We start from the raw sequence: 22,819 nt of genomic DNA, 5'->3' as shown, positions 1-22,819 counted from the left end.
GCATGAATTGCCATGGGGGCCATATTATTTCCTGTTGGCAATTTAATCATGTATGACTTATGATATTGATTATTGCCAATTTAGTCATGCCCATGTGGTAGCCGGTAATGCCGAGCAGTGCAGTCGGGCTGCAATTTTGACCTTCCTGATGAATCGACGACGACCTCATGAAAAAAAGTATCACCCTGTTATTCGCCGCCTTGATGTCCGCCCAGCCGGTGCAAGCGCAAAACCTGGACGCCCTGACGCCGGAACAACAAAAACAGATGCTGACCATGCTGTTGCAGCAGCAAATGGGGCGCGCCCTGCAGGCGCAGGGCATGGCGCCGCAGCCCATGGCGCAGCAGGCTGCACCGGCCACGCTGTTGCCGCAACGCAGTGACGCGGACCTGGCAACTGCTTTCAAGCAGTTCCCGACCTTGACGCACGGCGTGCAGTTCGAGCGCTTCCGCGACGGTTTTGCCATCAATGGTCAACGCTATATCGATCCCGAAGGCAAGATCACGACCTACGGATTTGATGCGCAGTCGGGCGATTTTACGTATCTGGCGGAAACCAGTCCCGGTGAATATGTAGTGAAGGTCGGCCGTGCCCTGTCCAATGCCGATCCGATTACCATTGCCACCGCGCAAAAGCAGGGGATGTTGTGGCAAGTCACCACGGTGACGGGCAAGAAATTCAATGGCTACCGCCTGATACCGTCGTCGCGCGGCTTCGTGATCGCCCGCGACAATACGGGATTCCGCTATATCCCCGGCAATGGCACGACGAATATCATCGCACCGGAGGCGTTTTCTATTGCCGCCCTGCAAAATGGTGATATTGCCAATACGGGCTATATTCTGCTCGAACGCACGCCCACCTCGAATGGCACGCAAGGCGGCAACTCCCTGGCGGGCCTGTTCAGCGCCGTGCAGTCGCTGGGCGCCACGGTGGGCATGAACAAGAAAGAGGATTATGCGCTGCTCAATATCCAGAACAGCCGCCTCGTTCCAGTCAATATTTCGCTGGAAAGCAAGCAGGTGCAGGTGATGAGCGCGTGCAAGCAAAAAAATTACTTTATCGCCAAATGCGCGCAGATGGATTCCTTTGAAAGCGCTTTCGAACCCAATGGCACGCGCAACATGAGCCATTATTTCTGGCGCATTAACTGGTTCAATGTGCCGGGACGGCCTATCCTCGTGTCGCAGGAAGGCGGGCTGGGCAAGGTGTCGGCCACCGATCTCAATAGCGGCAAGAAGGTGATACTGTTCGAGCGCGCGCTGGGCATTGCCAGCTTCGCGGCCACGCAGGAGGCCGACGGCAAGATCAACGTGACGGCGCAGATGGGCTTTTCCAGCGAGTCCCGCCAGGACGTGGCCGCCTTGCTCGACAGCCTGCCCAATGTTGCCGAGCTTGCCGCCAACTGATGCTTCCCTCCAGGCGGGCGCCGCGGCGCGCCTGCCTGTTCCCGTTTTTCTCCTGCTTGTGCACGCGTCCGCCGTTCTTTGACGAAGCCATGGGGCAGGCGCGGCCAGTGTGGCTTACAATATCGTTTTGCACCAGCTACTTGAAAACCCACCATGTCCAACGAGCAACCAGCAGTCGTCACCGAAGCGGCCTACCTCACCCTGCATTATCGTCTTGCCACTGTTGACGGTACTGATATCGTCACCACCTTTGGCGGCAATCCCGCGACCCTGATGCTGGGACAGGGCCAGCTGGCGCCATTCCTCGAGCAGCGCCTGCTGGGCTTGCCTGAAGGCACGCACGAGACGTTCGAACTGGCCGCCGGCGAAGGCTTCGGCGAGCGCAATCCCGAGCTGGTGCAGTCCGTCTCGCGCGCCACCCTGGACGAAAACTCCGTGCCGGGCGCCGACTACAAGATCGGCGACCTGGTCGACTTCGCCGCCCCGGGCGGCGGCCGCTTTGCCGGCGTGCTGCGCGAAATGCGCGACGATTCGGCCCTGTTCGACTTCAATCATCCGCTGGCCGGCCAGCCGCTGCGTTTTGAAGTCCAGCTCATCTCGGTCCTGTAAGGAGTAGCGATGGATAAGGAACTGTTACTGGCCCAGCCCCGCGGGTTTTGCGCTGGCGTCGACCGGGCGATCGAAATCGTCGAGCGCGCCCTGCAGCAATTTGGCGCGCCGATCTACGTGCGCCATGAAATCGTCCATAACGCCTACGTGGTGGCCGATTTGCGCAACAAGGGCGCCATCTTCATCGACGACCTCGATGACGTGCCTGCCGGCAATACGCTCGTGTTTTCCGCCCATGGCGTGTCGAAAGCCGTGCGCGCCGAGGCCGAAGCGCGCGGCCTGAGCATCTTTGACGCGACTTGCCCCCTGGTCACCAAGGTGCACATGGAAGTGGGCAAGATGCGCCGCGAAGGCCGCGAGATCATCATGATCGGCCACGACGGCCATCCCGAGGTGGAAGGCACGATGGGTCAGGCCGACATGGGCATGCACCTGGTGGAAACGCTCGACGATGTGGCGAAACTGCAGGTCGCCAATCCGGACAGCCTGGCCTATGTTTCGCAAACAACGTTGTCAGTTGACGACACTCGCGACATTATCGAGGCCCTGAAACAGAAATATCCGAATATTTCCGAGCCGAAAAAAGGCGACATTTGCTACGCCACCACGAACCGCCAGGAAGCCGTGAAATTCATGGCCCCGCAAGTGGAAGTGGTGATCGTCGTCGGCAGCCCGAACAGCTCGAATTCGAACCGCTTGCGCGAAGTGGCCGAGAAGATGGGCACGCCCGCCTACATGGTCGACAATGCCTCGCAGATCGACCCCGCCTGGCTGGAAGGCAAGCTGCGCGTGGGCGTGACGGCCGGCGCGTCGGCGCCCGAGGTGCTGGTGCAAGCCGTCATCGACCGCCTGAAGGAGTGCGGCGTGAAGAGCGTGCGTCCGCTCGACGGCGTGCAGGAGGCCGTCACCTTCCCGATGCCTAAAGGCCTGGACGGCATCAAGCGCGACGTCGCCTGAGTCGGTGGGGTGATTGAGTATCGATGAAATAGTCACCTCAAAACCGAATTTAATTCGGAAATGATCAACTTATTCCAAGTTTAGTTTTTGCAAAAGATCGTTATGATTGCCTCAAGCTTGAATGTGTTGTCGTTATAGCCAAGCACGGTCACGCCCTTTTTGAGTGCGTGCACCATGCTGGTGAGAACGGTCCAGGGATGGCACTGCAGGAATTTTCCTCCGGTGCCGTTTTTGTATCAGCGACCCATGTTCCGGCGGAAGTTGTTCCCGAAAAATGTATATTTGATAGGGCAATCTGACCATGGATACATTCATCCAGCAAATCATCAACGGCCTGGTGCTGGGCAGCATGTATGCCTTAGTGGCCCTCGGTTACACGATGGTGTACGGCGTCTTGAACCTGATCAACTTTGCCCACGGCGACGTGCTCATGATCGGCGCCATGGTGGGCTTGAGCATTCTCAAGCTGCTGGGCATCTACGTGCCGGACTGGCCCGGTTACCTGAAACTGGCCACCGCCATCCTCGGCGCCATTCCCGTCTGTATCCTCGTCAACATTCTCATCGAGCGGGTCGCCTACCGCCGCCTGCGCAACGCCCCCCGTCTCGCCCCCCTGATTACCGCCATCGGCGTGTCCATCCTGCTGCAAACCTTTGCCATGATGATCTGGACGCGCAATCCCTTGCCCTTCCCGCAACTGCTGTCGACCGACCCCATCAATATAGGCGGCGCGGTGATTTCGCAAACGCAAGTGCTGCTGCTGGCCCTGGCCGCGCTGTCGATGGGCGCGCTGGTGATCCTGGTGGAAAAAACGCGCATGGGCCGCGCCATGCGGGCCACGGCGGAAAACCCGCGCGTGGCCGGACTCATGGGTGTCGATTCCGACAAGGTCATCGTCGCCACGTTTGCCATCGGCGCCTTGCTGGCGGCCGTGGCCGGGGTGATGTGGGGCGCCAACTATTCGTCCATTCAATATTCGATGGGCGCCATTCCCGGCCTGAAGGCCTTTTGCGCGGCCGTGCTGGGCGGCATCGGCAATATCTATGGCGCCATGCTGGGCGGCGTCCTGCTGGGCATCATAGAGAGCCTGGGCGCCGGCTACATCGGCGACTTCACCGGTGGTTTCCTCGGTAGCCACTACCAGGACATCTTTGCCTTCGTCGTACTGATCATCGTGCTGACCCTGCGCCCGTCCGGCATCATGGGCGAACGCGTGGCCGACCGTGCCTGATGTGACACTGGGAGATTAAATCATGGCACTACTCGATTTTGACACTAAGAAAAATCCGATCAAGGCCTACGCCGGCATGCTGGGCCTGGCCGCGCTGCTGGTGGTGTTCCCCTTCTTTGCCGCCCAGTTCGGCAACTCGTGGGTGCGCATCATCGACATGGCCTTGCTGTACATCATGCTGGCCCTGGGCCTGAACATCGTCGTCGGCTTTGCCGGCCTGCTCGACCTCGGCTACATCGCCTTCTATGCCGTGGGCGCCTACCTGACGGCCTTGCTCGCCTCGCCGCAGTTCGCCATCCTGCTCGAATCGGTGGTGAACCAGTATCCGCTGCTGGGCGACTCGCTGGTGCAGCTGATGGGACCGGAAATCCGCGAGCACGGCATCCATCTGTCGATCTGGGCCATCGTGCCCCTGGCCGCCGCCGTGGCGGGATTTTTCGGCGCCCTGCTGGGCGCGCCTACATTAAAACTGCGCGGCGACTATCTGGCCATCGTGACGCTGGGCTTTGGCGAGATCATCCGCATCTTCATGAACAATTTGAATGATCCCATCAATTTCACGAATGGCGCGCAAGGCATCAATTTGATCGACCCCATCCGTATTTTCGGCGTCAACCTGGCGGGCGAGGCGGGCAGCAACAGCACGGTCGTGGTCGGCGGCTTTTCCATGCCGTCCGTCAATGCCTATTACTTTCTGTTCCTGTTCCTGTGCATCGCCGTCGTGTTCGTCACCAAGCGCCTCCAGCATTCGCGCCTGGGCCGCGCCTGGGTCGCCATCCGCGAAGACGAGATCGCCGCGAAAGCCATGGGCATCAATACGCGCAACGTCAAATTGCTGGCCTTTTCCATGGGCGCCTCGTTCGGCGGCGTGGCCGGCGCCATGTTCGCCTCGTTCCAGGGCTTTGTTTCGCCGGAATCGTTTGCCCTGACGGAATCGATTGCCGTGCTGGCCATGGTGGTGCTGGGCGGCATCGGGCATATTCCTGGCGTCATCCTCGGCGGCGTGATCCTGGCCTCGATACCGGAAGTGCTGCGCCACGTCGTCGAGCCGGCCCAGCAGGCGCTGTTCGGCCACGTGGTGATCGAAGCGGAAGTGCTGCGCCAGCTGCTGTATGGCCTGGCCCTGGTCTTGATCATGCTCAATCGTCCGGCCGGCCTGTGGCCCGCACCCAAGCACGAGGACCGGCCCGACAACGACATCGACCAGCCCGGCAAGTCGACCGGCGTCGTGTCCGCCTAAGGAAGGGAAAGCACCATGAGCGACCAGATCATTCTCAATATCGCCGGCGTGAACAAGCGTTTTGGCGGCCTGCAGGCGCTCACCGACGTGGGCATTACCATCAAGCAAGGGCAAATCTATGGCTTGATCGGCCCCAACGGCGCCGGCAAGACCACTTTCTTCAACGTCATCACGGGTCTGTACCAGCCCGACACGGGCACCTTCGAGCTGGCCGGCAAGCCGTATTCGCCGTCGGCGCCGCACAAGGTGGCCAAGGCGGGCATCGCGCGCACCTTCCAGAACATCCGTTTGTTCGGCGACATGACGGCGCTGGAAAACGTCATGGTGGGGCGCCACGTGCGCTCGCACCAGGGCGTGTTCGGCGCCATCTTCCGCCACAAGGCGGCGCGCGAGGAAGAGGCGGCCATCCGCCAGCGGGCGATGGAATTGCTCGATTTCGTTGGCATTGCCCAGTTCGCCAGCCGCACGGCGCGCTTCTTGTCGTATGGCGACCAGCGGCGCCTGGAAATCGCCCGCGCGCTGGCCACCGACCCGACCCTGCTGGCCCTGGACGAGCCGGCGGCCGGCATGAATGCGACGGAAAAGCTGGCCCTGCGCGAGTTGCTGGTGAAAATCAAGGCGGAAGGCAAGACCGTGCTGCTGATCGAGCACGACGTGAAACTGATGATGGGGCTGTGCGACCGCATCACGGTGCTCGAATATGGCAAGCGCATCGCCGAAGGCTTGCCGGCCGAAATACAACAAAACCCGGCCGTCATCGAGGCTTATCTGGGAGGGTCGCACGCATGAGCAATACCGTACTGAAAGTGGCGGGCCTGCACGTGGCCTACGGCGGCATCAAGGCGGTGAAGGGCATCGACCTGGAAGTGAACCGGGGCGAGCTGATCGCCCTGATCGGCGCGAACGGCGCCGGCAAGACGACGACCCTGAAAGCCATCACGGGAACGTTGCCCGCATGCAAGGTCGAAGGCACGATCAGCTACCTGGGCGAAACGCTCAAGGGTACGAAGTCGTTCCACCTGGTGGAAAGAAAACTGGCCATGGTGCCGGAAGGGCGGGGCGTGTTTACGCGCATGTCGATCCGCGAAAACCTCATGATGGGCGCCTACACGCGCACGGACCAGGCCGGTGTCGAGGATGACATCGCCAAATGGTTCGACGTGTTTCCCCGCCTCAAGGAGCGGGCGGCGCAGATGGCCGGTACCCTGTCGGGCGGCGAGCAGCAGATGCTGGCCATGGCGCGCGCCCTGATGTGCCACCCGACGCTGCTGCTGCTCGACGAGCCATCGATGGGCTTGTCGCCCATCATGGTCGAGAAAATCTTCGAGGTGATCCGCAAGGTGTCGGCCGAAGGCATCACCATCCTGCTGGTCGAACAGAATGCCCGCCTGGCCCTGCAGGCGGCGCACCGCGGCTATGTGATGGATTCCGGCCTGGTCACCATGGGCGGCAACGCGGCCGACATGCTCGACGACCCGCGCGTGAAGGCGGCGTACCTGGGCGAGTAAGCGGGCGAGCAAGCGCCGTCAGGAAGCGTTCAGGCATAAAAAATGCCCCAGCTGGGCTGGGGCATGCTGGCATCCGTGGGCGAGTAGCGGCATGGATGCCTTGAGGAGGCGTGCGGGACCGTCATCGACGGTCCATAAAACAATTACTTGGCAGCAGTGCGTGGCACGACTTTTTCAGCCGCTTGCGTGAACTGGTTCACGGCCGACGCCAGGTTCGCTTCGATGGCTTCGACGGCTTGCTTGCTGGTTTTCGTGAACTGCTCGTAGCCGGCATTGGCGTTGCCGATGGCGCTTTTCAGGATGGCGACGGCGTTTTCCGAACCGGCTGGCGCGTTTTTCGTGACTTCATCGACCAGCGAAATGACCTTGCGGTTGGTTTCAGCGATTTGCGCTTCAGCCGCTTTGCTGAATTCAGCTTGCGTGCCGGATGTGATGGCAGCCAGGTGACGACCGTAGGCGATGGCCTTTTCGGCGCTAGGCTGGGCTTGCGCTGCGCTCAGCGAGAAGAATTCTTGCGGATCTTTTGCCGACAGCAATTGCTTGGCGGCAGCGGTCGATTCTTCCAGCGTTGCCTTGGCGGCAGTCAGGTTCAGTTCGACGATCTTTTCGATGCCTTCGAAGGCCTTGCCCGTCAGCGACGAGAACAGGGCGAACTGGGCTTCCAGGTTGGCTTTGGTAGCGGACGAAAATTGCTCAGGAATTGAAAACATATAAATCTCCAAAAAATCGAAATCTGGTTAATTTGATGCTGCGTGTACCGTTTGGGAAAGCAGGTGAATCTAAATTTTTCAAGCTGAACAAGAATTGTGCAACGCAACAAACCCTATTCTACGGCGAAAAAAAATCAAGTCAAGCGATTCTTGTGCGATGCAACAATTGAATAGATTTGCATCAAAAACCATTGTTTCTAAAGAGAAATGTTTGTTCGCAGCGTAGTAATGGTTTAACTCTAAACTATTATTTCCCCGCCTTTCGGGACGGGTGCGGCGCAGCATGCTAGACTTTGCCTCCCGCACTGGCGCAGCGCCCGGTGCCGACCCCGTTTCCCGAGTTGCTACCATGTCCAATCCTCCCGCCGCCGCTGGCGCCAGCGGCAAAGCCCCCTTCCTGACCACCGTGGCGCCGATGGCCTTGCCCGCTTTCTTCGTGTTGTTATGGAGCACAGGTTTTATCGTGGCCAAGTTCGGCCTGCCGTATGCGCCGCCGCTGACCTTTTTGCTGCTGCGCTTCCTGGGCGTGCTGGTGATCCTGCTGCCGCTGGTGCTGCTGTTGCGCGCGCCGTGGCCCGTGGGGCAGTTCCGCCAGATCGCCGTGGCCGGCATCCTGATGCAGGCCGGCTACCTGGCCGGCGTCTGGTGCGCCATCAAGCTGGGCATGCCGGCCGGCCTGTCAGCATTAATTGTCGGCATGCAGCCCGTGCTGACGGCCTGCGCCGCGCCCCTGATCGGTGAATCCGTGCGTCCGCGCCAGTGGCTGGGCCTGTTTTTCGGCCTGCTGGGCGTGGCCCTCGTCGTGTATGCGAAGATCAACCTCGTGGGACTGACGGTGGAAAGCGTGCTGCTGTGCGTGTTTGCCCTGCTGTCGATGACGGCCGGCACCATGTATCAAAAACGCCACTGTCCGCAGTTCGACTTGCGCACCGGCACGGTGGTGCAGTTTGCCGCCTCCATCGTCGTGGTGCTGCCGTTCGCCCTGTACTACGAAGGCCTGGACTGGCATTTCAGCAACGTGCAATGGACGGCGAATTTTATCGGCGCCTTGCTGTGGTCGGTACTCGTGCTGTCCATCGGCGCCATCTTCCTGCTGTTTGCCCTGATCCGCCGCAGCGACGCGACAAAAGTGACGGGCTTGCTGTACCTGACGCCCCCCACGACGGCCGTGATGGCCTGGCTGATGTTTGGCGAAGCGTTTAATATGCTGGGCATTGCCGGCATGCTGGTGGCCGTGGTCGGCGTGGTATTTGTCGTCAAGAAATAGCAGGGAGCAGGGCAGTGAGCAAGCAAGCATTTGAAACACCGTCGGCGCAGCAAGCCGTCGATAGCGTCATCCTGTCGCGCCGTTCGATCCGCGCCTTTTTACCCACGCCGGTGGCGCAGGACGATATCGCGCGCATCCTGGAAGTGGCGGCGCGCGCGCCCTCGGGCGCCAACATGCAGCCGTGGAAAGTCTACGTGCTGTCGGGCGAAGCGCGCCTGCGCCTGTCGCGCCGCATCCTCGCCGCCTACGACGCGCCGAAAGCGCCCGACGCGCCCGCGCGCACGGCCTCGTACACCTATTATCCGCGCCAGTGGACGGCGCCCTTCATCGAGCGCCGCCGCAAGATCGGCCTGGACCTGTATCAGCTGCTGGGCCTGGAACGGGGCGATACGGCCGGCATGGCGGCCCAGCACGGGCGCAATTTCCAGTTCTTCGATGCGCCCGTGGGCCTGATCTTCACCATCGAGCGGGTGCTGGAGCAGGGCTCCTGGCTCGACTATGGCATGTTCTTGCAAAATATCATGCTGGCCGCGCGGGCGCGCGGACTCGACACTTGCCCGCAGGCGGCCTTCATCCATTACCATGACATCATCCGTGATGAATTGGGCCTGCCTGCCAGCGAAATGGTGGTGTGCGGCATGGCGCTGGGCCATGCGGACCCGGACAAGGTTGAAAACCGCCTCAATACGGAACGCGAGCCCGTGTCCGGTTTTGTTAAATTCATGGATGTTTAGTCATGCATAGCGGTATGCACAAGTAAATGCCGGATTAAGGATGAGCTTGTTTGCGGAACGCCAACGATTTGTCTTTCATTGCCGCAATAAATAATGTCCCAACTGTTAAATGGGCTTGCGATTACTCTGCATTTCGCTACACTGCAATAAGGCAACAGCTTCACGGGGAATTATCGAATGGCTAAGTTTAAACTTGCGCTGGGTGTCCTGGCTTCCCTGCTGTTTGCGCTGGCGCCGGCTGCGGCCGTGCACGCCAGGGACGCGAATGGCAAATCCTCAGCCTCCAAGAAACACAACACCAAGAAAGTCAAGGTCGTGCTGCGCAAGGGCGCGACGGCTGCGCCACGCGAAAAGACCGTGCGCCGCGTCGTCATGGTGCGCGGCAAGCGCAAGGTCATCTATCAGAAAGTGAGCAGCGTGGCCGTGCCCATGGCCGCCCCGATGCCCACCATGGGCGACCTGGCGGGCCTGAACCTGACGCGCGATCCGCTTGACTTGAAATCGAGCGTGGCGCTGGTGCTGGACCAGGCCAACTCGGAAGTGTTGTTTGAAAAGAATTCCAATGTGGCCCTGCCCATCGCCTCCATCACCAAGATGATGACGGGCCTGGTGGTGGTCGAAGCGCACCAGGACATGGATGAGTTGCTGACGATCACGGACGAGGACGTCGACCGCGCCAAGTTCAGCAGCTCACGGCTGAAAGTGGGCTCGCAATTGACGCGCGGAAATATGCTGCATATCGCCCTGATGAGCTCGGAAAACCGCGCCGCCTCGGCCCTGGGCCGCAATTATCCGGGCGGCTTGCCCGCCTTTGTCGACGCCATGAACAGCAAGGCGCGCCAGCTGGGCATGATGGATACGCATTACGTCGATTCCAGCGGCTTGTCGAAAATGAACGTGGCCAGCGCGCGCGACCTGGGCAAGCTGGCCATGGCCGCCTTCCGCCATCCGCTGCTGCGCGAGTACTCGACGGACCCGAAAGCCATCGTCGAAGCGAGCGGCCAGCCCATGCAATTTGGCAATACGAATCACCTGGTGGCCAATCCGGGCTGGGAGATCGGCTTGCAAAAGACGGGTTTCATCAACGAGGCGGGGCGCTGCCTGATGATGCAGGCCGTCATCGAAGGACGGGCCGTGATCATGGTCTTCCTCGATTCCAAGGGGAAACAGTCGCGCACGGCCGACGCGGGACGCATGCGCAAGTGGCTGGAGGCACTCAAACCCGCCCACATGAGCCTGCCCGGCGGCTGATTAAGTTTCAATGCGAATGTCCAGGGCTGCGTTGCACTAACTCGCCGTACTGGGCGTACTGTCTTCGTTAGTGCGCCTTGCCCTGAACATTTTTATACGGCAGTGCTTCAGTCTTGGGGAATGAATCCCAGGGTGACGGAAATCTGGTTCGCCGTTTCCACCAGGTCCACCAGCCACTCATCCTGCAGGCGGTCGGCCGGGGCGGAGATCGACAGGCCGGCGATCAGCTTGCCCGAGTCGTCGCGGATGCCGGCGGCCATGCAGCGCACGCCCAGTTCCAGCTCTTCATTGTCGCGCGCATAGCCGCGTTCGCGCACCAGGCTCAGCTCGCGCTCCAGCTTTTGCAGATCCGTGATGGAATTCTTGTTGTGCCCGGCCAGGCCCGTGCGCGTGGCGTAGGCGCGGATGGCTTTCGGCTCGTCGACGGAGAGGAATAATTTACCTGTCGAGGTCAGGTGCAGCGGGCCGCGGCCGCCGATGGCGCGCACCACCTGCATGCCCGAGCGCTCGGAAAAGGCGCGGTCGATGTAGACGATCTCGTCGCCCTGGCGCACGGACAGGTTGATCGTTTGCTGGGTTTTCTTGTGCAACTGGCGCATGAAGTCCAGCGCCGCTTCGCGCACGCTGAGGCGGCTTTTCACCACATTGCCCAGTTCCAGCAGGCGCATGCCCAGGCGGTAGGTGCCCGGCTCGATGCGGTCGACGAAGCGCGTGAGCACCATGTCGTTGAGGATGCGGTGCGCCGTCGAGGGGTGCAGGCCGGACACTTTGGACAATTCCTTCAGGCTGACAGGGTCGGAATATTTGGCCAGGGCGTCGAGCAGGGCGACCATGCGTTCGATGACCTGGATCGTCGTCTTCGGGGCTGCGACCGGTTCAATTTTCATGATGGATTTGGTGCAATGCAGTATTCATCCTTCTTTATACCATGATGTGAAAAAATAGTGAAATGTTCCGAGATATAAAGCGATTAAATTGTCACAATCCCTACGCCGCCCGTCATAATGGGGGCACCGGATAGGCTTTGAACCATGGAAAACTATGCAACCTGTAAATGAATTCAAGAGTAAAAGCGGCCTGAAACGGATTTTTTCCGCCTTTTTTTATTCGCTCGACGGCTTGAAGGCGGCCTGGCGCCATGAACACGCGTTCCGCCAGGAACTGGGTTTGTTCGTCGTCGGCACGGTGATCGCCTTGCTGCTGCGCATTTCCGCGTTTGAAAAACTGGTGCTGATCGGCGTGCTGCTGCTGGTGCTGATCGTCGAACTGATCAATTCCGCGCTGGAAGCCGTGGTCGACCGCATTTCGCTGGAACGCCATCCGCTGTCGAAGAACGCCAAGGACTTCGGCAGCGCCGCCGTGCTGCTGACCTGCATCCTGGCCTTCGCCACCTGGGCCGTCGTCCTCTTCAACCGCTTCTATTAACCGCTTTACCCCCGTTGTGCTCCGTCCATATGCGAAAATCGCATATCGAACGGCGAAACGCTTCGTTCTCTTTGCGGCTGCGGCGCCGTAATCTGGTGGCTCTGAAAGTTCAACCATACGGGGATCTTAGATGCTGTCGAAAAAAATCATCATTGCCGCCGCCCTCAGCGCGTTTGCCGTTCTGCAAACGGCGCAGGCCGCCGATATCACCCTGCTCAACGTCTCGTACGACCCGACGCGCGAGCTGTACCAGGACGTGAACACGGCGTTTGCCAAGGAGTGGAAAGGCAAGACGGGCGACAACGTCAAGATCAAGCAATCGCACGGCGGTTCCGGCAAGCAGGCGCGCGCCGTCATCGACGGCCTGGAAGCGGACGTGGTGACCCTGGCCCTGGCCTACGACATCGACGCGCTGGCCGAGCACAAGCTGCTGGCCGCCGACTGGCAAAAGCGCCTGACGCACAACAGCTCGCCGTACACCTCGACCATCGTCTTCCTGGTGCGCAAGGGCAACCCGAAGGGCATCAAGGATTGGAACGACCTGATCAAGCCGGGCGTGTCCGTCATCACGCCGAATCCGAAAACCTCGGGTGGCGCCCGCTGGAACCATCTGGCAGCCTGGGGCTATGCCTTGCGCCAGCCGGGCGGCAACGAAGCGAAGGCCAGGGATTTCCTCGGCAAACTGTATAAAAACGTGCCCGTGCTCGATTCCGGCGCGCGCGGCGCCACCACCACCTTCGTCGAACGCGGCATCGGCGACGTGCTGATCGCCTGGGAAAACGAGGCTTATCTTGCCGTCAAGGAACTGGGGCCGACCAAGTTCGACATCATCACGCCGTCCGTCAGCATCCTGGCCGAGCCGCCCGTCGCCGTCGTCGACAAATTTGCCGACAAGCATGGCACGCGCAAGGTGGCCGAGGCTTACCTGAACTATCTGTACACGGACGAGGCGCAAGACATCATCGCCAAGAACTACTACCGTCCGGCAACCGACAAGGCAGCGAAGAAATACGCGTCGCAGTTCGCCAAGGTCAATCTGTTCACCATCGAGCAGGTGGCGGGCGGCTGGACGGCCGCGCAGAAGGCGCACTTTGCCGACGGCGGCATCTTCGACCAGATCTACCAGCCTAAGTAATACCGGATGGCACGATTGCCACACCGTTACTAAAAGGACACATCATGGCGCTGCGCAGCTTTTCCGATTACCGCGTACTGATCGTGCCGGGCTTGCATAACAGCGGACCCGAGCACTGGCAGAGCCGCTGGCAGCGCCTGTATCCGCAATTCGAGCGGGTCGAGCAGGACGACTGGAACGCTCCTGACCTGGCCACCTGGTCGGCGCGGCTGGACCAGGTGCGGCGCCAGGATGGCCGCCCCACCCTGATCGTCGCCCACAGCTTCGGCTGCCTGACGACGGCACACAGCCTGGCGCGCGACCCGCAGGGCGTGGCCGGCGTGCTGCTGGTGGGGCCGGCCGACCCGGACAAGTTTGGCGTGGCCAAGGCCTTGCCGCAAAAGCGGCTGCCTTGCCCCGGCATCCTGATCGCCAGCCGGACGGACCCGTGGATGACGGCCGAGCACGCCACGCAATGGGCGCGGCGCTGGAATTGCAAGTATATTGATGGCGGTGAACTCGGCCACATCAATGCCGAATCGGGACTGGGCGACTGGATTTACGGCCAGGCGCAACTGCAAACGCTGTTTGATCTGGCGCAAAGCGACAAACGTCACCGTCAGGCAGCCTGATACGACGAACATCTTCGCTACACAACCTCTCAAGGAGATCACGATGACTTTACGCCTGGGCGATGTCGCCCCTGATTTTGAACAAGACAGCTCGATCGGCCCGCTCAAGTTCCACGAGTGGGCGGGCAATTCCTGGGTGGTGCTGTTTTCCCACCCGGCCGACTTTACGCCCGTGTGCACGACGGAACTGGGCCTGACGGCCAAGCTCAAGCCGGAATTCGACAAGCGCAACGTGAAGGCCATCGCCCTGTCCGTGGACGCGGCCGAGTCGCACAAGAGCTGGATCAAGGATATCGAAGAGACGCAAAACACGGTCGTGGGCTTCCCCATCATCGCCGACGTCGACAAGAAAGTGTCGGTGCTGTACGACATGATCCATCCGGAACAGTCCGTCACGGCCACCGTGCGCTCCGTCTTCATCATCGACCCGAACAAGAAAGTGCGGCTGATCCTCACGTATCCGCTCAGTACGGGCCGCAACTTCAATGAAATCCTGCGCGTCATCGACGCCTTGCAACTGACGGACGGCTACACGGTGGCCACGCCCGGCAACTGGCAAGACGGCGACGACGTCATCATTCCCTTGACCGTGCAAGACCCGGAGGTGATCAAGCAGAAATATCCGAAGGGCTTTACGGCCGCCAAGCCATACTTGCGCTTGACGCCACAGCCCAACAAGTAAGAGCACCGAAAAAACGTCCATGGCGTTGTTGCATTGCCTCGCCGTACACTCGTACTGTCTTCGGCAACGCGCCTAGCCCTGAACGTTTTATTCGGCACTCTTGTTCCTAAAAAACGCACCTCGCCGGTGCGTTTTTTTTCGCCCATAGATTCTGCCGGCAAGTATGCAAAATCCATCTAAGCAAATGAGAAATGGTTAGTTCTTTTTATAACGATTGCATGTGATTATTGCGCCCTATAACTCAAAAATGTAATAAGAAGGGGTTTCCATGTCTGAAGCAACACTAGCGCCGCCCAAGGCGCGCGGAGCGCCGTTTCGGGTCATGCCGGGGTTTAAGCTGTCACTGGGCTTCACGCTCTTTTACCTGGCCTTGATCGTCCTCATCCCGCTGTCGTCGGTGTTCCTGAAAACCTTCACCATGACATGGGACGCCTTCTTCAGCGCCGTCACGTCCGAGCGCGTGATGGCCTCATACCGCCTGACGTTCGGCGCCTCGCTGATCGCCGCCCTGTTGAATGTCGTGTTCGGCGGCATCCTGGCCTGGGTGCTGGTGCGCTACAAGTTCCCCGGCAAGCGCATCATCGACGCGCTCGTCGACTTGCCGTTCGCCTTGCCGACGGCCGTGGCCGGCATCACCCTGACGGCTTTGTATTCGTCGAACGGCTGGTTCGGCCAGTTCATCGAAGGCGTGCTGGGCATCAAGGTGGCGTTCACGCCGCTGGGCGTGGTGGTGGCGCTGACCTTCATCGGCTTGCCCTTCGTCGTGCGCACCGTGCAGCCGGTGCTGGAAGACGCGGAAAAGGAACTGGAAGAGGCGGCCGCCAGCCTTGGCGCTTCCTCGCTGCAAACGTTTATCCGCGTCATTTTCCCCACGATTCTGCCATCGTTGCTGACGGGCTTTGCGCTGGCCTTTGCCCGCGCCACGGGCGAGTACGGTTCCGTGATCTTTATCGCCGGCAATATGCCGATGGTGTCGGAAATCACGCCGCTGTTCATTATTACCAAGCTGGAGCAATACGATTACGCGGGCGCCACGGCCATCGCCGTGGTGATGCTGGTGGTGTCTTTCCTGCTGTTATTGACGATTAACCTGCTGCAAGCATGGACGCGCGGAAAGGCGAAGAAATCATGAGTACGAATACGACTGCCGCCGCTGGCGTGGACACTGCGCCGCCAACAGTGCGCCGCTTCGAGCCGAATGTCGGCCCCGTGGTGCTGGAACCGCTGTGGGTGCGCACGGTATTGATCAGCATCGCCCTGCTGTTTTTGACGGCTTTCCTCATCGTGCCCCTGGTGGCCGTGTTCGCGGAAGCGTTCAAGAAGGGCTGGGAAGCGTATATCGCCGCCATCATCGACCCGGATGCGATTTCCGCCATTAAATTGACATTGATCACGGCCGCCATTGCCGTGCCGCTGAACCTGGTCTTTGGCGTGGCCGCTTCGTGGTGCATCGCCAAGTTCGAGTTCCGCGGCAAGAGCATCCTGCTGACCCTGATCGACTTGCCGTTTTCCGTCTCGCCCGTGATTTCCGGCCTGATCTACGTGCTGATGTTCGGCGCCCAGGGCTGGTTCGGCCCGTGGCTGCAGGCGCACGACATCAAGATTTTGTTTGCTGTGCCCGGCATCGTGCTGGCCACCATCTTCATTACCTTCCCCTTCGTGGCGCGCGAACTGATCCCGCTGATGCAGTCGCAGGGCAGCGAGGAGGAAGAGGCCGCCATCGTGCTGGGCGCGTCGGGCTGGAACACTTTCCGCAGAGTCACCTTGCCAAATATCAAGTGGGGTCTGCTGTATGGCGTGATCCTGTGTAATGCCCGCGCCATGGGCGAGTTCGGCGCTGTCTCGGTGGTCTCCGGCCATATCCGCGGCGAAACCAACACCATGCCGCTGCAAGTGGAGATTCTGTACAACGAGTACAACTTCGCCGCCGCGTTTGCCGTCGCCTCGCTGCTGGCCCTGCTGGCGCTGGTGACCCTGGCCCTGAAAGCCTTCATTGAGTGGCGTTTGAACGAGAGCGACGCCGACGATTCCGCCTTACGTTCCACGGAGCACTGATATGACCATCGCAGTTAAGAACATCCACAAGCGCTTCGGCGATTTCGTCGCCCTCGACAATATCTCGCTGGACTTTCCCGCCGGCGAACTGACGGCCCTGCTGGGCCCGTCGGGTTGCGGTAAAACAACCTTGCTGCGCATTATTGCCGGTCTGGAACATCCGGACAGCGGCCAGGTGCTGCTCGATGCGGAAGACGCGTCGAACCGCCACGTGCGCGAACGCCAGGTCGGTTTCGTGTTTCAACACTATGCGCTGTTCAAGCACATGACGGTCTTCGAAAACGTGGCCTTTGGCTTGCGCGTGAAATCGCGCAGCGAGCGCCCGTCGGAAGACCAGATCCGCCGTAAAGTCAAAGATTTGCTGGAACTGGTGCAGCTGGACTGGCTGGCCGACCGCTATCCGCCGCAGCTGTCGGGCGGACAACGCCAGCGCATCGCCCTGGCCCGCGCCCTGGCCGTCGAGCCGCGCGTGCTGCTGCTCGACGAACCGTTCGGCGCGCTCGACGCCAAGGTGCGCAAGGAATTGCGCCGCTGGCTGCGCCGCCTGCATGACGACTTGCACGTCACCAGCATTTTTGTCACGCATGACCAGGAAGAGGCGCTGGAAGTGGCCGACCAGGTGGTGCTGATGAACAAGGGCACGGTCGAGCAACTCGGTTCCCCGGAGCAAGTCTACAACCATCCGGCCTCGCCCTTCGTCTACGGCTTCCTCGGCAACGTCAACCTGTTCCATGGACGCGTGCATGACGGCGTGATGGCCACCGGCGACGCCAGCTTCGAGGTGCCCGATTATGCGGGCGTGAGTGACAGCAAGGGCACGGCCTATGTGCGTCCGCACGACCTGGAAATCGACCGTTACACGCAGGGCGCCGAAGGCATCGTCGTGAAACTGAGCCGCGCCCATGCGATCGGCCCGCTGGCCCAGCTGGACTTGCAGCGCGTCGATAACAGCGAACTGATCGAAGCGGTGATGTCGAATGAGCGTTTCAGCCATCTGCAGCTGAAGGAGGGCGAGACATTAGTTGTCCGTCCGAAACGCCTCCACGTCTTTGTTGAACCCACCCGAACTTGATACAGGATAGCCATGAACTTTCAACAACTGCGTTCGATCCGCGAAGCGGCCCGCCGCGGCTATAACCTGACGGAAGTGGCCAACGCCCTGTTCACGTCGCAGCCGGGCGTGAGCCGGCAGATCCGCGAACTGGAAGATGAGCTGGGCGTGGTGATTTTCGAGCGCAACGGCAAGCGATTGACGGGCTTGACGGAGCCGGGCAAGGGCATTTTGAAGATCGTCGACCGCCTCTTGATCGAGGCGGAAAACCTGCAGCAGGCCAGCCTCGAATACAGCGGCCAGACCAGCGGCACCCTGTCCGTGGCGGCCACGCACACGCAGGCGCGCTATGCGCTGCCGAAAGTGGTGCAGAGTTTCCGCGCTGCCTATCCCGATGTGCGTATTGCGCTACAACAAAGCGCACCCGAGCACATCGCGGAATGGGTGCTGTCGGGCAAGACCGACATCGGCATCGCCACGGAAGGCCTGAGCCAGTTCCCCGACCTCGTGTCCTTCCCGTGCTACCGCTGGAGCCACCTGATCGTCGTGCCGGACGGCCACCCGCTGCTCGAACACTCGCCGATCCGCCTGGAAGACCTGGCCAAGTATCCGCTGATTACCTATGACAAGGGTTTTACGGGGCGCGGCCATATCGACGACGCCTTCGCCAAGGCGGGCGTGGCCACCGACATCATCCTGACGGCCATGGATTCTGACGTCATCAAGCAATACGTGGCGCTGGGCCTGGGCGTGGGCATCGTCGCCTCGATGGCCTTCGACCATGGCCGCGACAAGGGGCTGCGGGCCGTGGAAGCGTCGCACCTGTTCGCCACGAATACGACGCGCCTGGCCGTGCGCCGCGGCGCCTACCTGCGCTCGTATGCCTATGAATTCATTTTGCAGCTGGCGCCCGACCTGACGCGCGCCGACATCGACCGCGCCATGGCCGGGGAAGAAGCCCTCTAGGCTATGGCCGCGCGCTGCGCGCGCGTCAGGCTGGCGACGGCGCGGGCGTAGGAATCCTGCACCAGCTCCGTCAGATAATCGGAGGGGAAGTGGGTGACATCGACGATGCTCACCCAGTGAAAGCGGCCCATGTAGCGGGCCGGTTTGACGCCCGGCATGTCCGTCAGTTCGATAAAGCGTTCCGCGCTGGCGCGCAGGCTGAAGCGCCACTGCTCGGGCGTGCTGGTCTTAAAGTAGGCAAACTTCTTGCCGCCCACTTCATACACGAGGATGTTCGACGGCGGGCCGTACAGCACGGCTTGCGTGCCGGGCTGCGCTGCGCAAAAGTCCTTCAGTTCATCTGTTGTCATTCATCAAGCGCCATATTGTTGCGTGTCGTAGTCAAAGGCATAGGCTGCGCCAGGCCGCAGCAGGGCATGGTGAGCCGTCATCAGGAAGCGTAACACCGATGCCAGCCGATTGCGTGTGAGGATGACCACGCCTGGCGTCATGCCGGCCATTACCGCAGGGCTACACCACTGCTAGATATGTGCCGATTTACAACAATCCAGTTTCCCCGAACGGCAGCCGGCCATGGATTGAATGGCGGCAAGCCCCACGATAGCCGGTCGCGCCAATAAATTGATGAGGCCGATTGAAAATGCCAATGGTAAAATTTGTTTCTTTTATTGCACTTTGATTTCCCCGATGATATCTTTTGCTCAGCGGTACGAAATATGACAAAAAAATAATCAAGATTGCATTTATTGAAATACCTAGATTGGGGAACTATATGAACATGACCAAACACGCGTTGCTGGGCCTGTGCCTGACCGTTACGGCTGGCCTGGCGCCACTGGCCCAGGCGGCAAGCTGGGTGGAAATCACCGATCCCGCCAAGAGCGGCTTCCTGGTGGGCGGCAATACCGTCACTTACGGCAGCGTGGCAGCGGACTCGGTCTGGGTCTATGACGGCGCCAACCCGCCCGGTGCGCAAAGCGCTGCCGCCATCCTGAACTTGGTCAGCAGCAAGTTTGGTCTGCCTTCCAGCGGTACCGGCTCGCTGGTCGTTGCCGCCCAGGGCGACCTGGAAAGCGGCAAGTCCGGTTCGTTCACCGTCAACTCCAGCTTCGACTACCTGGCCGTGCACTATGGCCGTGGCGAACTGCTGTTCCACTGGGATACGCCGCTGGCCGCCAATACGCTGTTCAGCATTGCCAACCTGCCGCGCGGCCTGAGCAATTTCCGCGCCTACAGTTCCGTCTCGGCCGTGCCAGAACCAGCGACCTACGGCATGCTGATGCTGGGCCTGGGCCTGGTCGGTTTTGCCGCGCGCCGCCGCCGCGCCTGAGCTGGCAGCGCCCACGGGCGCTTGCTCTAAAGCACAAAAAAAAGCCCGGAAACGCGATGCGTTCCGGGCTTTTTGCATGGAGGAGCGGTATTTACCAGCTATAGCCAGCCTTGGCATAGTAATAGCGGCCGTTGAAGCCGTTCGGCGCGAAGATGCTGTAAGGCTGGGTACCGTTGACGTTCAGGTTGCCCGCGCTCGTCACTTGCGCCGGATAGCGGTTGGTGACGTTGTCGATGCCGGCCACCAGGCGCCAGTTCTTGCCCAGTTTTACGGAACCGGACACGTCCAGCACCCATTGCGGATCATAGGTCTGGTCCAGCTTGACGTCGTTCTGCGGCACGGTGAAGCTGCCGTAGCGGGTCACGACGCCGTGCACGTTCCAGATGCCGAAGCCATAGTCGGCGGCCAGGCTGAACTTGTCCTTCGGCGACGCGACCGTGATGCGGTCGATGCTCTGGCGGTCGATCAGTTTCAGGTTGTTGGCCGTCAGGATGGCCGGATTGTCGGCGATTTTCCGCACCGTGCTCTTGTTGTGGTTGTAGGCCACGGTGAGGTCGAGGCGGTCCTTGTCCTGCAGGTCGATGCGGTAGGTGCTGACGATGTCCACGCCTTCCGTGCGCGTGTCGACGGCGTTGGTGAAGTAGCGCGCCGCGCCCACGGTCGAGCCTTGCGTCGCCAGCTGGGCCTTGAGCTTGTCGTTCAGCGCCAGGTTGGCCGAGAACAGGATGCGGTCATCGATGTCGATGCGGTAGGCGTCCACCGTCGTCGTGAAGTTGCGGTTGGGCTGGAACTGCAGGCCCAGGCTGTAGTTGCGGGCCTTTTCCGGCTTCAGGTCCTGTGCGCCGAGGGCGCGCGCCTGCGGCGTATTGACGGCAAAGGTGCCCGTCTCGATGGCCGTATTGTTGCCATTGATGACCTGGAAGTTGGTGGTGGTGATGGTGTAGTACTGCTGCGCCAGCGATGGCGCGCGGAAGCCGCTCGACACGGTGCCGCGCAGGGACAGGGTGTCCGTGAACGCATAGCGGGCCGAACCCTTGGCCGAAGTGGTGCTGCCAAAGTCGCTGTAGCGCTCATGGCGCAGGGCCACGCCGCCCGACAGCTTTTTCGTCGCTTCCGCTTCCAGGTTCACATAGATCGACTCGTTGTGGCGCGAGTGGCTGCCGGCATTGGCGGGCTGGAAGCCGGAAAAGCCTTGCGCGCCGCCTGCGCTGGGGGGCGTGGTAACGACCGTGACGTAGGACGCTTCCTCGCCGGCGCCGATCGAGTATTTTTCATGGCGCGCTTCGGCACCGACGGCCACCGTCAGCGGTCCCGTGAAGTAAGCAACGGGAAATTCGCGCGCCGCATCGAGATTGAAGACGGTCTGCTCGTTTTTCAGCGAGCCGGCATAGAAATGCGTGGGGCTGGCAGCGCCCAGCGACTGGTTGACCGTATTGTCCAGGTCCAGTTCGAACTTGTTGCTGCCATAGTTGATGCTGGCATCCCAGCGCCAGCCGGCCGCTTCGCCGCGCAAGCCCGTGACGATGGACTGGTCCGTCAGGGTGCTGTTTTGCAACGGCAAGAAGCCTTCCGGATAGATTGGCGTGCGCTGCACAATTTCCTTGTGGGCCGGAACGGTGGGCGTGGCAGGTATCGTCACTTCGATCAGCGCCGTGCGCCAGGTGGCGGCGGCCGACGTATCGCGCTTGCCGTAATTGCCGAAGGCATACCAGTCGAGGTTATCGCTGATGTGGTATTCGCTGTTGAGGAAAATCGTCGCCGGCTTGCTTTCCGGGTCGCCATAGCGCTGGTTGACCTTGCCGTAGCGCGGTTCCAGCGGGTTGCGGAAATCGGCGCCGGCGCGGTTGGTCGGGTCGCGTTCCGCCACTTCGGCCGAGACGCGCACCCAGCCGTCCTCGCCCAGGGCGAAGCCGGCCGAACCCTTGATGGACTTTTGCTTGCCGTCGCGTTCCTGCGTCTGGCCATAGCCCACTTCGATGTCGCCGCCAGCCGCGCCTTTTTTCAGGATGATGTTGATCACGCCGGCAATCGCGTCCGAGCCGTACTGGGCCGCCGCGCCATCGCGCAGCACTTCCACGTGGTCGATGGCGGCCAGGGGAATGGCGTTCAGGTCAACGGGCGCCGAGCCGCGGCCCAGCGAGCCGTTGACGTTGACCACGGCGGACGTGTAGCGGCGCTTGCCGTTCACCAGCACCAGGGTCTGGTCCGGCGACAGGCCGCGCAATTGCGCCGGGCGCACGGCGTCGCTGGCGTCGGCGCCCGTGGCGCGGGCGAAGTTCAGCGACGGCAGCAGGCGCGCCAGCACGGTGGCCAGTTCACCCGAACCCGTGCTTTGCAGGTCGCGCGAGGTGAGGATGTCGATCGGCGATTCGGAATCGATGGTGCGGCGGTTCTTGGCGAAGGTGCCGGTGACGACCACTGACTGCAATTCGCCTTCGGCCGGCAGTTCTTGCTGCGCTTGCGCCTGCATCGGCAGGCTGAAGCAGGCGACCAGGCTGGCGGCGATAACGGTTTTCACGGGCAGGGCGGGAACGTGTTGGCGGGCAGTGCTTGAACTCATCGACGATATCTCTTCGGTTGGTGGTTGCGCGGACCATGGCGGTCCGGTGATGCAATCAGATTAACAGTGGGCACGCGGCGAGCTTACG

At 61.0% G+C, this 22,819-nt stretch carries 23 protein-coding genes; 19 read left to right on the top strand and 4 right to left on the bottom strand.

From position 1 onward, the window contains the following. Nucleotides 1-167 precede the first annotated feature (167 nt). The 7 genes from BXA07_RS12305 to BXA07_RS12275 all read left to right on the top strand — a co-directional run bounded on the left by BXA07_RS12305 (nt 168) and on the right by BXA07_RS12275 (nt 6,954). Nucleotides 168-1,409 (top strand): hypothetical protein, encoded by a 1,242-nt coding sequence (locus BXA07_RS12305; protein ID WP_076568203.1) that lies wholly within the window; start codon nt 168-170, stop codon nt 1,407-1,409. A 153-nt stretch (nt 1,410-1,562) separates the two neighbouring features. Continuing rightward, a complete protein-coding gene (locus BXA07_RS12300; RefSeq protein WP_076568202.1) occupies nt 1,563-2,018 on the top strand; it encodes an FKBP-type peptidyl-prolyl cis-trans isomerase in 456 nt (151 codons plus the stop codon). 9 nt (nt 2,019-2,027) lie between these two features. Further along, nucleotides 2,028-2,975: a 4-hydroxy-3-methylbut-2-enyl diphosphate reductase gene (gene ispH / locus BXA07_RS12295; RefSeq protein WP_076568201.1), complete on the top strand. Its 948-nt coding sequence runs from the start codon at nt 2,028-2,030 to the stop codon at nt 2,973-2,975. A 301-nt stretch (nt 2,976-3,276) separates the two neighbouring features. Then, nucleotides 3,277-4,206: a branched-chain amino acid ABC transporter permease gene (locus BXA07_RS12290; protein WP_076568200.1), complete on the top strand. Its 930-nt coding sequence runs from the start codon at nt 3,277-3,279 to the stop codon at nt 4,204-4,206. A 22-nt stretch (nt 4,207-4,228) separates the two neighbouring features. Beyond that, entirely contained in the window at nt 4,229-5,446 is a 1,218-nt protein-coding gene (locus BXA07_RS12285; protein WP_076568199.1) for an ABC transporter permease subunit, read from the top strand. A 15-nt stretch (nt 5,447-5,461) separates the two neighbouring features. Further along, a complete protein-coding gene (locus BXA07_RS12280) occupies nt 5,462-6,235 on the top strand; it encodes an ABC transporter ATP-binding protein (RefSeq protein ID WP_076568198.1) in 774 nt (257 codons plus the stop codon). After that, nucleotides 6,232-6,954, top strand: a complete 723-nt coding sequence (locus BXA07_RS12275; protein WP_076568197.1) for an ABC transporter ATP-binding protein — start codon at nt 6,232-6,234, stop codon at nt 6,952-6,954. Before BXA07_RS12280 ends, BXA07_RS12275 begins: the two co-directional genes overlap by 4 nt. A 143-nt stretch (nt 6,955-7,097) precedes the next feature. On the opposite strand, the gene BXA07_RS12270 is transcribed toward BXA07_RS12275, so the two are convergent. Further along, nucleotides 7,098-7,664, bottom strand: coding sequence for a phasin family protein (locus BXA07_RS12270; protein ID WP_076568196.1), 567 nt, complete (start codon nt 7,662-7,664; stop codon nt 7,098-7,100). Between the two features lie 415 nt (nt 7,665-8,079). Between BXA07_RS12270 and BXA07_RS12265 the strand changes: the two genes are divergently transcribed. The 3 genes from BXA07_RS12265 (at nt 8,080) to BXA07_RS12255 (ending at nt 10,916) form a co-directional block, all read left to right on the top strand. After that, the gene (locus BXA07_RS12265; RefSeq protein WP_244556260.1) at nt 8,080-8,931 is read left to right on the top strand and encodes a DMT family transporter; all 852 of its coding nucleotides are present in this window, start codon (nt 8,080-8,082) and stop codon (nt 8,929-8,931) included. A gap of 14 nt (nt 8,932-8,945) precedes the next feature. Continuing rightward, on the top strand, nt 8,946-9,665 hold the full coding sequence (locus BXA07_RS12260; RefSeq protein WP_076568194.1) for a nitroreductase: 720 nt from the start codon (nt 8,946-8,948) through the stop codon (nt 9,663-9,665). Between the two features lie 177 nt (nt 9,666-9,842). After that, on the top strand, nt 9,843-10,916 hold the full coding sequence (locus tag BXA07_RS12255; RefSeq protein WP_076568193.1) for a serine hydrolase: 1,074 nt from the start codon (nt 9,843-9,845) through the stop codon (nt 10,914-10,916). Between the two features lie 107 nt (nt 10,917-11,023). On the opposite strand, the gene BXA07_RS12250 is transcribed toward BXA07_RS12255, so the two are convergent. After that, nucleotides 11,024-11,803, bottom strand: a complete 780-nt coding sequence (locus BXA07_RS12250; protein ID WP_046685991.1) for an IclR family transcriptional regulator — start codon at nt 11,801-11,803, stop codon at nt 11,024-11,026. 154 nt (nt 11,804-11,957) lie between these two features. On the opposite strand from BXA07_RS12250, the gene BXA07_RS12245 reads away from it, so the two are divergent. The 8 genes from BXA07_RS12245 (at nt 11,958) to BXA07_RS12210 (ending at nt 18,841) form a co-directional block, all read left to right on the top strand. Beyond that, a complete protein-coding gene (locus BXA07_RS12245; RefSeq protein WP_070281337.1) occupies nt 11,958-12,341 on the top strand; it encodes a diacylglycerol kinase in 384 nt (127 codons plus the stop codon). Between the two features lie 130 nt (nt 12,342-12,471). Next, the gene (locus BXA07_RS12240; RefSeq protein WP_076568192.1) at nt 12,472-13,476 is read left to right on the top strand and encodes a sulfate ABC transporter substrate-binding protein; all 1,005 of its coding nucleotides are present in this window, start codon (nt 12,472-12,474) and stop codon (nt 13,474-13,476) included. Between the two features lie 44 nt (nt 13,477-13,520). Then, entirely contained in the window at nt 13,521-14,087 is a 567-nt protein-coding gene (locus BXA07_RS12235) for an RBBP9/YdeN family alpha/beta hydrolase (protein WP_076568191.1), read from the top strand. A 43-nt stretch (nt 14,088-14,130) separates the two neighbouring features. Further along, complete coding sequence (locus BXA07_RS12230) at nt 14,131-14,769, top strand: peroxiredoxin (protein WP_076568190.1); 639 nt, start codon at nt 14,131-14,133, stop codon at nt 14,767-14,769. 268 nt (nt 14,770-15,037) lie between these two features. Beyond that, nucleotides 15,038-15,901: a sulfate ABC transporter permease subunit CysT gene (gene cysT / locus BXA07_RS12225; protein WP_083708179.1), complete on the top strand. Its 864-nt coding sequence runs from the start codon at nt 15,038-15,040 to the stop codon at nt 15,899-15,901. Beyond that, entirely contained in the window at nt 15,898-16,824 is a 927-nt protein-coding gene (gene cysW / locus BXA07_RS12220; RefSeq protein WP_083708185.1) for a sulfate ABC transporter permease subunit CysW, read from the top strand. Before cysT ends, cysW begins: the two co-directional genes overlap by 4 nt. Nucleotide 16,825: 1 nt before the next feature. After that, nucleotides 16,826-17,896, top strand: coding sequence for a sulfate/molybdate ABC transporter ATP-binding protein (locus BXA07_RS12215; RefSeq protein WP_071075790.1), 1,071 nt, complete (start codon nt 16,826-16,828; stop codon nt 17,894-17,896). A 12-nt stretch (nt 17,897-17,908) separates the two neighbouring features. After that, on the top strand, nt 17,909-18,841 hold the full coding sequence (locus tag BXA07_RS12210; protein ID WP_076568188.1) for a CysB family HTH-type transcriptional regulator: 933 nt from the start codon (nt 17,909-17,911) through the stop codon (nt 18,839-18,841). Here BXA07_RS12210 and BXA07_RS12205 read toward each other — a convergent pair. Then, nucleotides 18,838-19,191 carry an MmcQ/YjbR family DNA-binding protein gene (locus BXA07_RS12205; protein ID WP_076568187.1) on the bottom strand — a complete coding sequence of 118 codons (354 nt, stop codon included), beginning with the start codon at nt 19,189-19,191 and terminating at the stop codon, nt 18,838-18,840. The genes BXA07_RS12210 and BXA07_RS12205 overlap by 4 nt on opposite strands. A gap of 422 nt (nt 19,192-19,613) precedes the next feature. Here BXA07_RS12205 and BXA07_RS31300 point away from each other — a divergent pair, with 422 nt between their 5' ends. Continuing rightward, complete coding sequence (locus BXA07_RS31300) at nt 19,614-20,171, top strand: PEP-CTERM sorting domain-containing protein (protein ID WP_244556256.1); 558 nt, start codon at nt 19,614-19,616, stop codon at nt 20,169-20,171. Between the two features lie 91 nt (nt 20,172-20,262). On the opposite strand, the gene BXA07_RS12195 is transcribed toward BXA07_RS31300, so the two are convergent. After that, on the bottom strand, nt 20,263-22,731 hold the full coding sequence (locus tag BXA07_RS12195) for a TonB-dependent receptor plug domain-containing protein (protein WP_076568186.1): 2,469 nt from the start codon (nt 22,729-22,731) through the stop codon (nt 20,263-20,265). Nucleotides 22,732-22,819: the final 88 nt, after the last annotated feature.

This window comes from Janthinobacterium sp. TND4EL3 (assembly GCF_900156175.1).
Classification (GTDB): Bacteria; Pseudomonadota; Gammaproteobacteria; order Burkholderiales; family Burkholderiaceae_D; genus Janthinobacterium.
Note: the sequence above shows the minus strand (reverse complement) of the source record. Positions and strands in the feature narration are given on the sequence as shown.

Coding starts and splice junctions, on each gene's coding strand:
- BXA07_RS12305 (WP_076568203.1), top strand. CDS start 168: ATGAAAAAAAGTATCACCCTGTTATTCGCCGCCTTGATGTCCGCCCAG.
- BXA07_RS12300 (WP_076568202.1), top strand. CDS start 1,563: ATGTCCAACGAGCAACCAGCAGTCGTCACCGAAGCGGCCTACCTCACC.
- ispH (WP_076568201.1), top strand. CDS start 2,028: ATGGATAAGGAACTGTTACTGGCCCAGCCCCGCGGGTTTTGCGCTGGC.
- BXA07_RS12290 (WP_076568200.1), top strand. CDS start 3,277: ATGGATACATTCATCCAGCAAATCATCAACGGCCTGGTGCTGGGCAGC.
- BXA07_RS12285 (WP_076568199.1), top strand. CDS start 4,229: ATGGCACTACTCGATTTTGACACTAAGAAAAATCCGATCAAGGCCTAC.
- BXA07_RS12280 (WP_076568198.1), top strand. CDS start 5,462: ATGAGCGACCAGATCATTCTCAATATCGCCGGCGTGAACAAGCGTTTT.
- BXA07_RS12275 (WP_076568197.1), top strand. CDS start 6,232: ATGAGCAATACCGTACTGAAAGTGGCGGGCCTGCACGTGGCCTACGGC.
- BXA07_RS12270 (WP_076568196.1), bottom strand. CDS start 7,664: ATGTTTTCAATTCCTGAGCAATTTTCGTCCGCTACCAAAGCCAACCTG.
- BXA07_RS12265 (WP_244556260.1), top strand. CDS start 8,080: ATGGCCTTGCCCGCTTTCTTCGTGTTGTTATGGAGCACAGGTTTTATC.
- BXA07_RS12255 (WP_076568193.1), top strand. CDS start 9,843: ATGGCTAAGTTTAAACTTGCGCTGGGTGTCCTGGCTTCCCTGCTGTTT.
- BXA07_RS12250 (WP_046685991.1), bottom strand. CDS start 11,803: ATGAAAATTGAACCGGTCGCAGCCCCGAAGACGACGATCCAGGTCATC.
- BXA07_RS12245 (WP_070281337.1), top strand. CDS start 11,958: ATGCAACCTGTAAATGAATTCAAGAGTAAAAGCGGCCTGAAACGGATT.
- BXA07_RS12240 (WP_076568192.1), top strand. CDS start 12,472: ATGCTGTCGAAAAAAATCATCATTGCCGCCGCCCTCAGCGCGTTTGCC.
- BXA07_RS12235 (WP_076568191.1), top strand. CDS start 13,521: ATGGCGCTGCGCAGCTTTTCCGATTACCGCGTACTGATCGTGCCGGGC.
- BXA07_RS12230 (WP_076568190.1), top strand. CDS start 14,131: ATGACTTTACGCCTGGGCGATGTCGCCCCTGATTTTGAACAAGACAGC.
- cysT (WP_083708179.1), top strand. CDS start 15,038: ATGTCTGAAGCAACACTAGCGCCGCCCAAGGCGCGCGGAGCGCCGTTT.
- cysW (WP_083708185.1), top strand. CDS start 15,898: ATGAGTACGAATACGACTGCCGCCGCTGGCGTGGACACTGCGCCGCCA.
- BXA07_RS12215 (WP_071075790.1), top strand. CDS start 16,826: ATGACCATCGCAGTTAAGAACATCCACAAGCGCTTCGGCGATTTCGTC.
- BXA07_RS12210 (WP_076568188.1), top strand. CDS start 17,909: ATGAACTTTCAACAACTGCGTTCGATCCGCGAAGCGGCCCGCCGCGGC.
- BXA07_RS12205 (WP_076568187.1), bottom strand. CDS start 19,191: ATGACAACAGATGAACTGAAGGACTTTTGCGCAGCGCAGCCCGGCACG.
- BXA07_RS31300 (WP_244556256.1), top strand. CDS start 19,614: ATGAACATGACCAAACACGCGTTGCTGGGCCTGTGCCTGACCGTTACG.
- BXA07_RS12195 (WP_076568186.1), bottom strand. CDS start 22,731: ATGAGTTCAAGCACTGCCCGCCAACACGTTCCCGCCCTGCCCGTGAAA.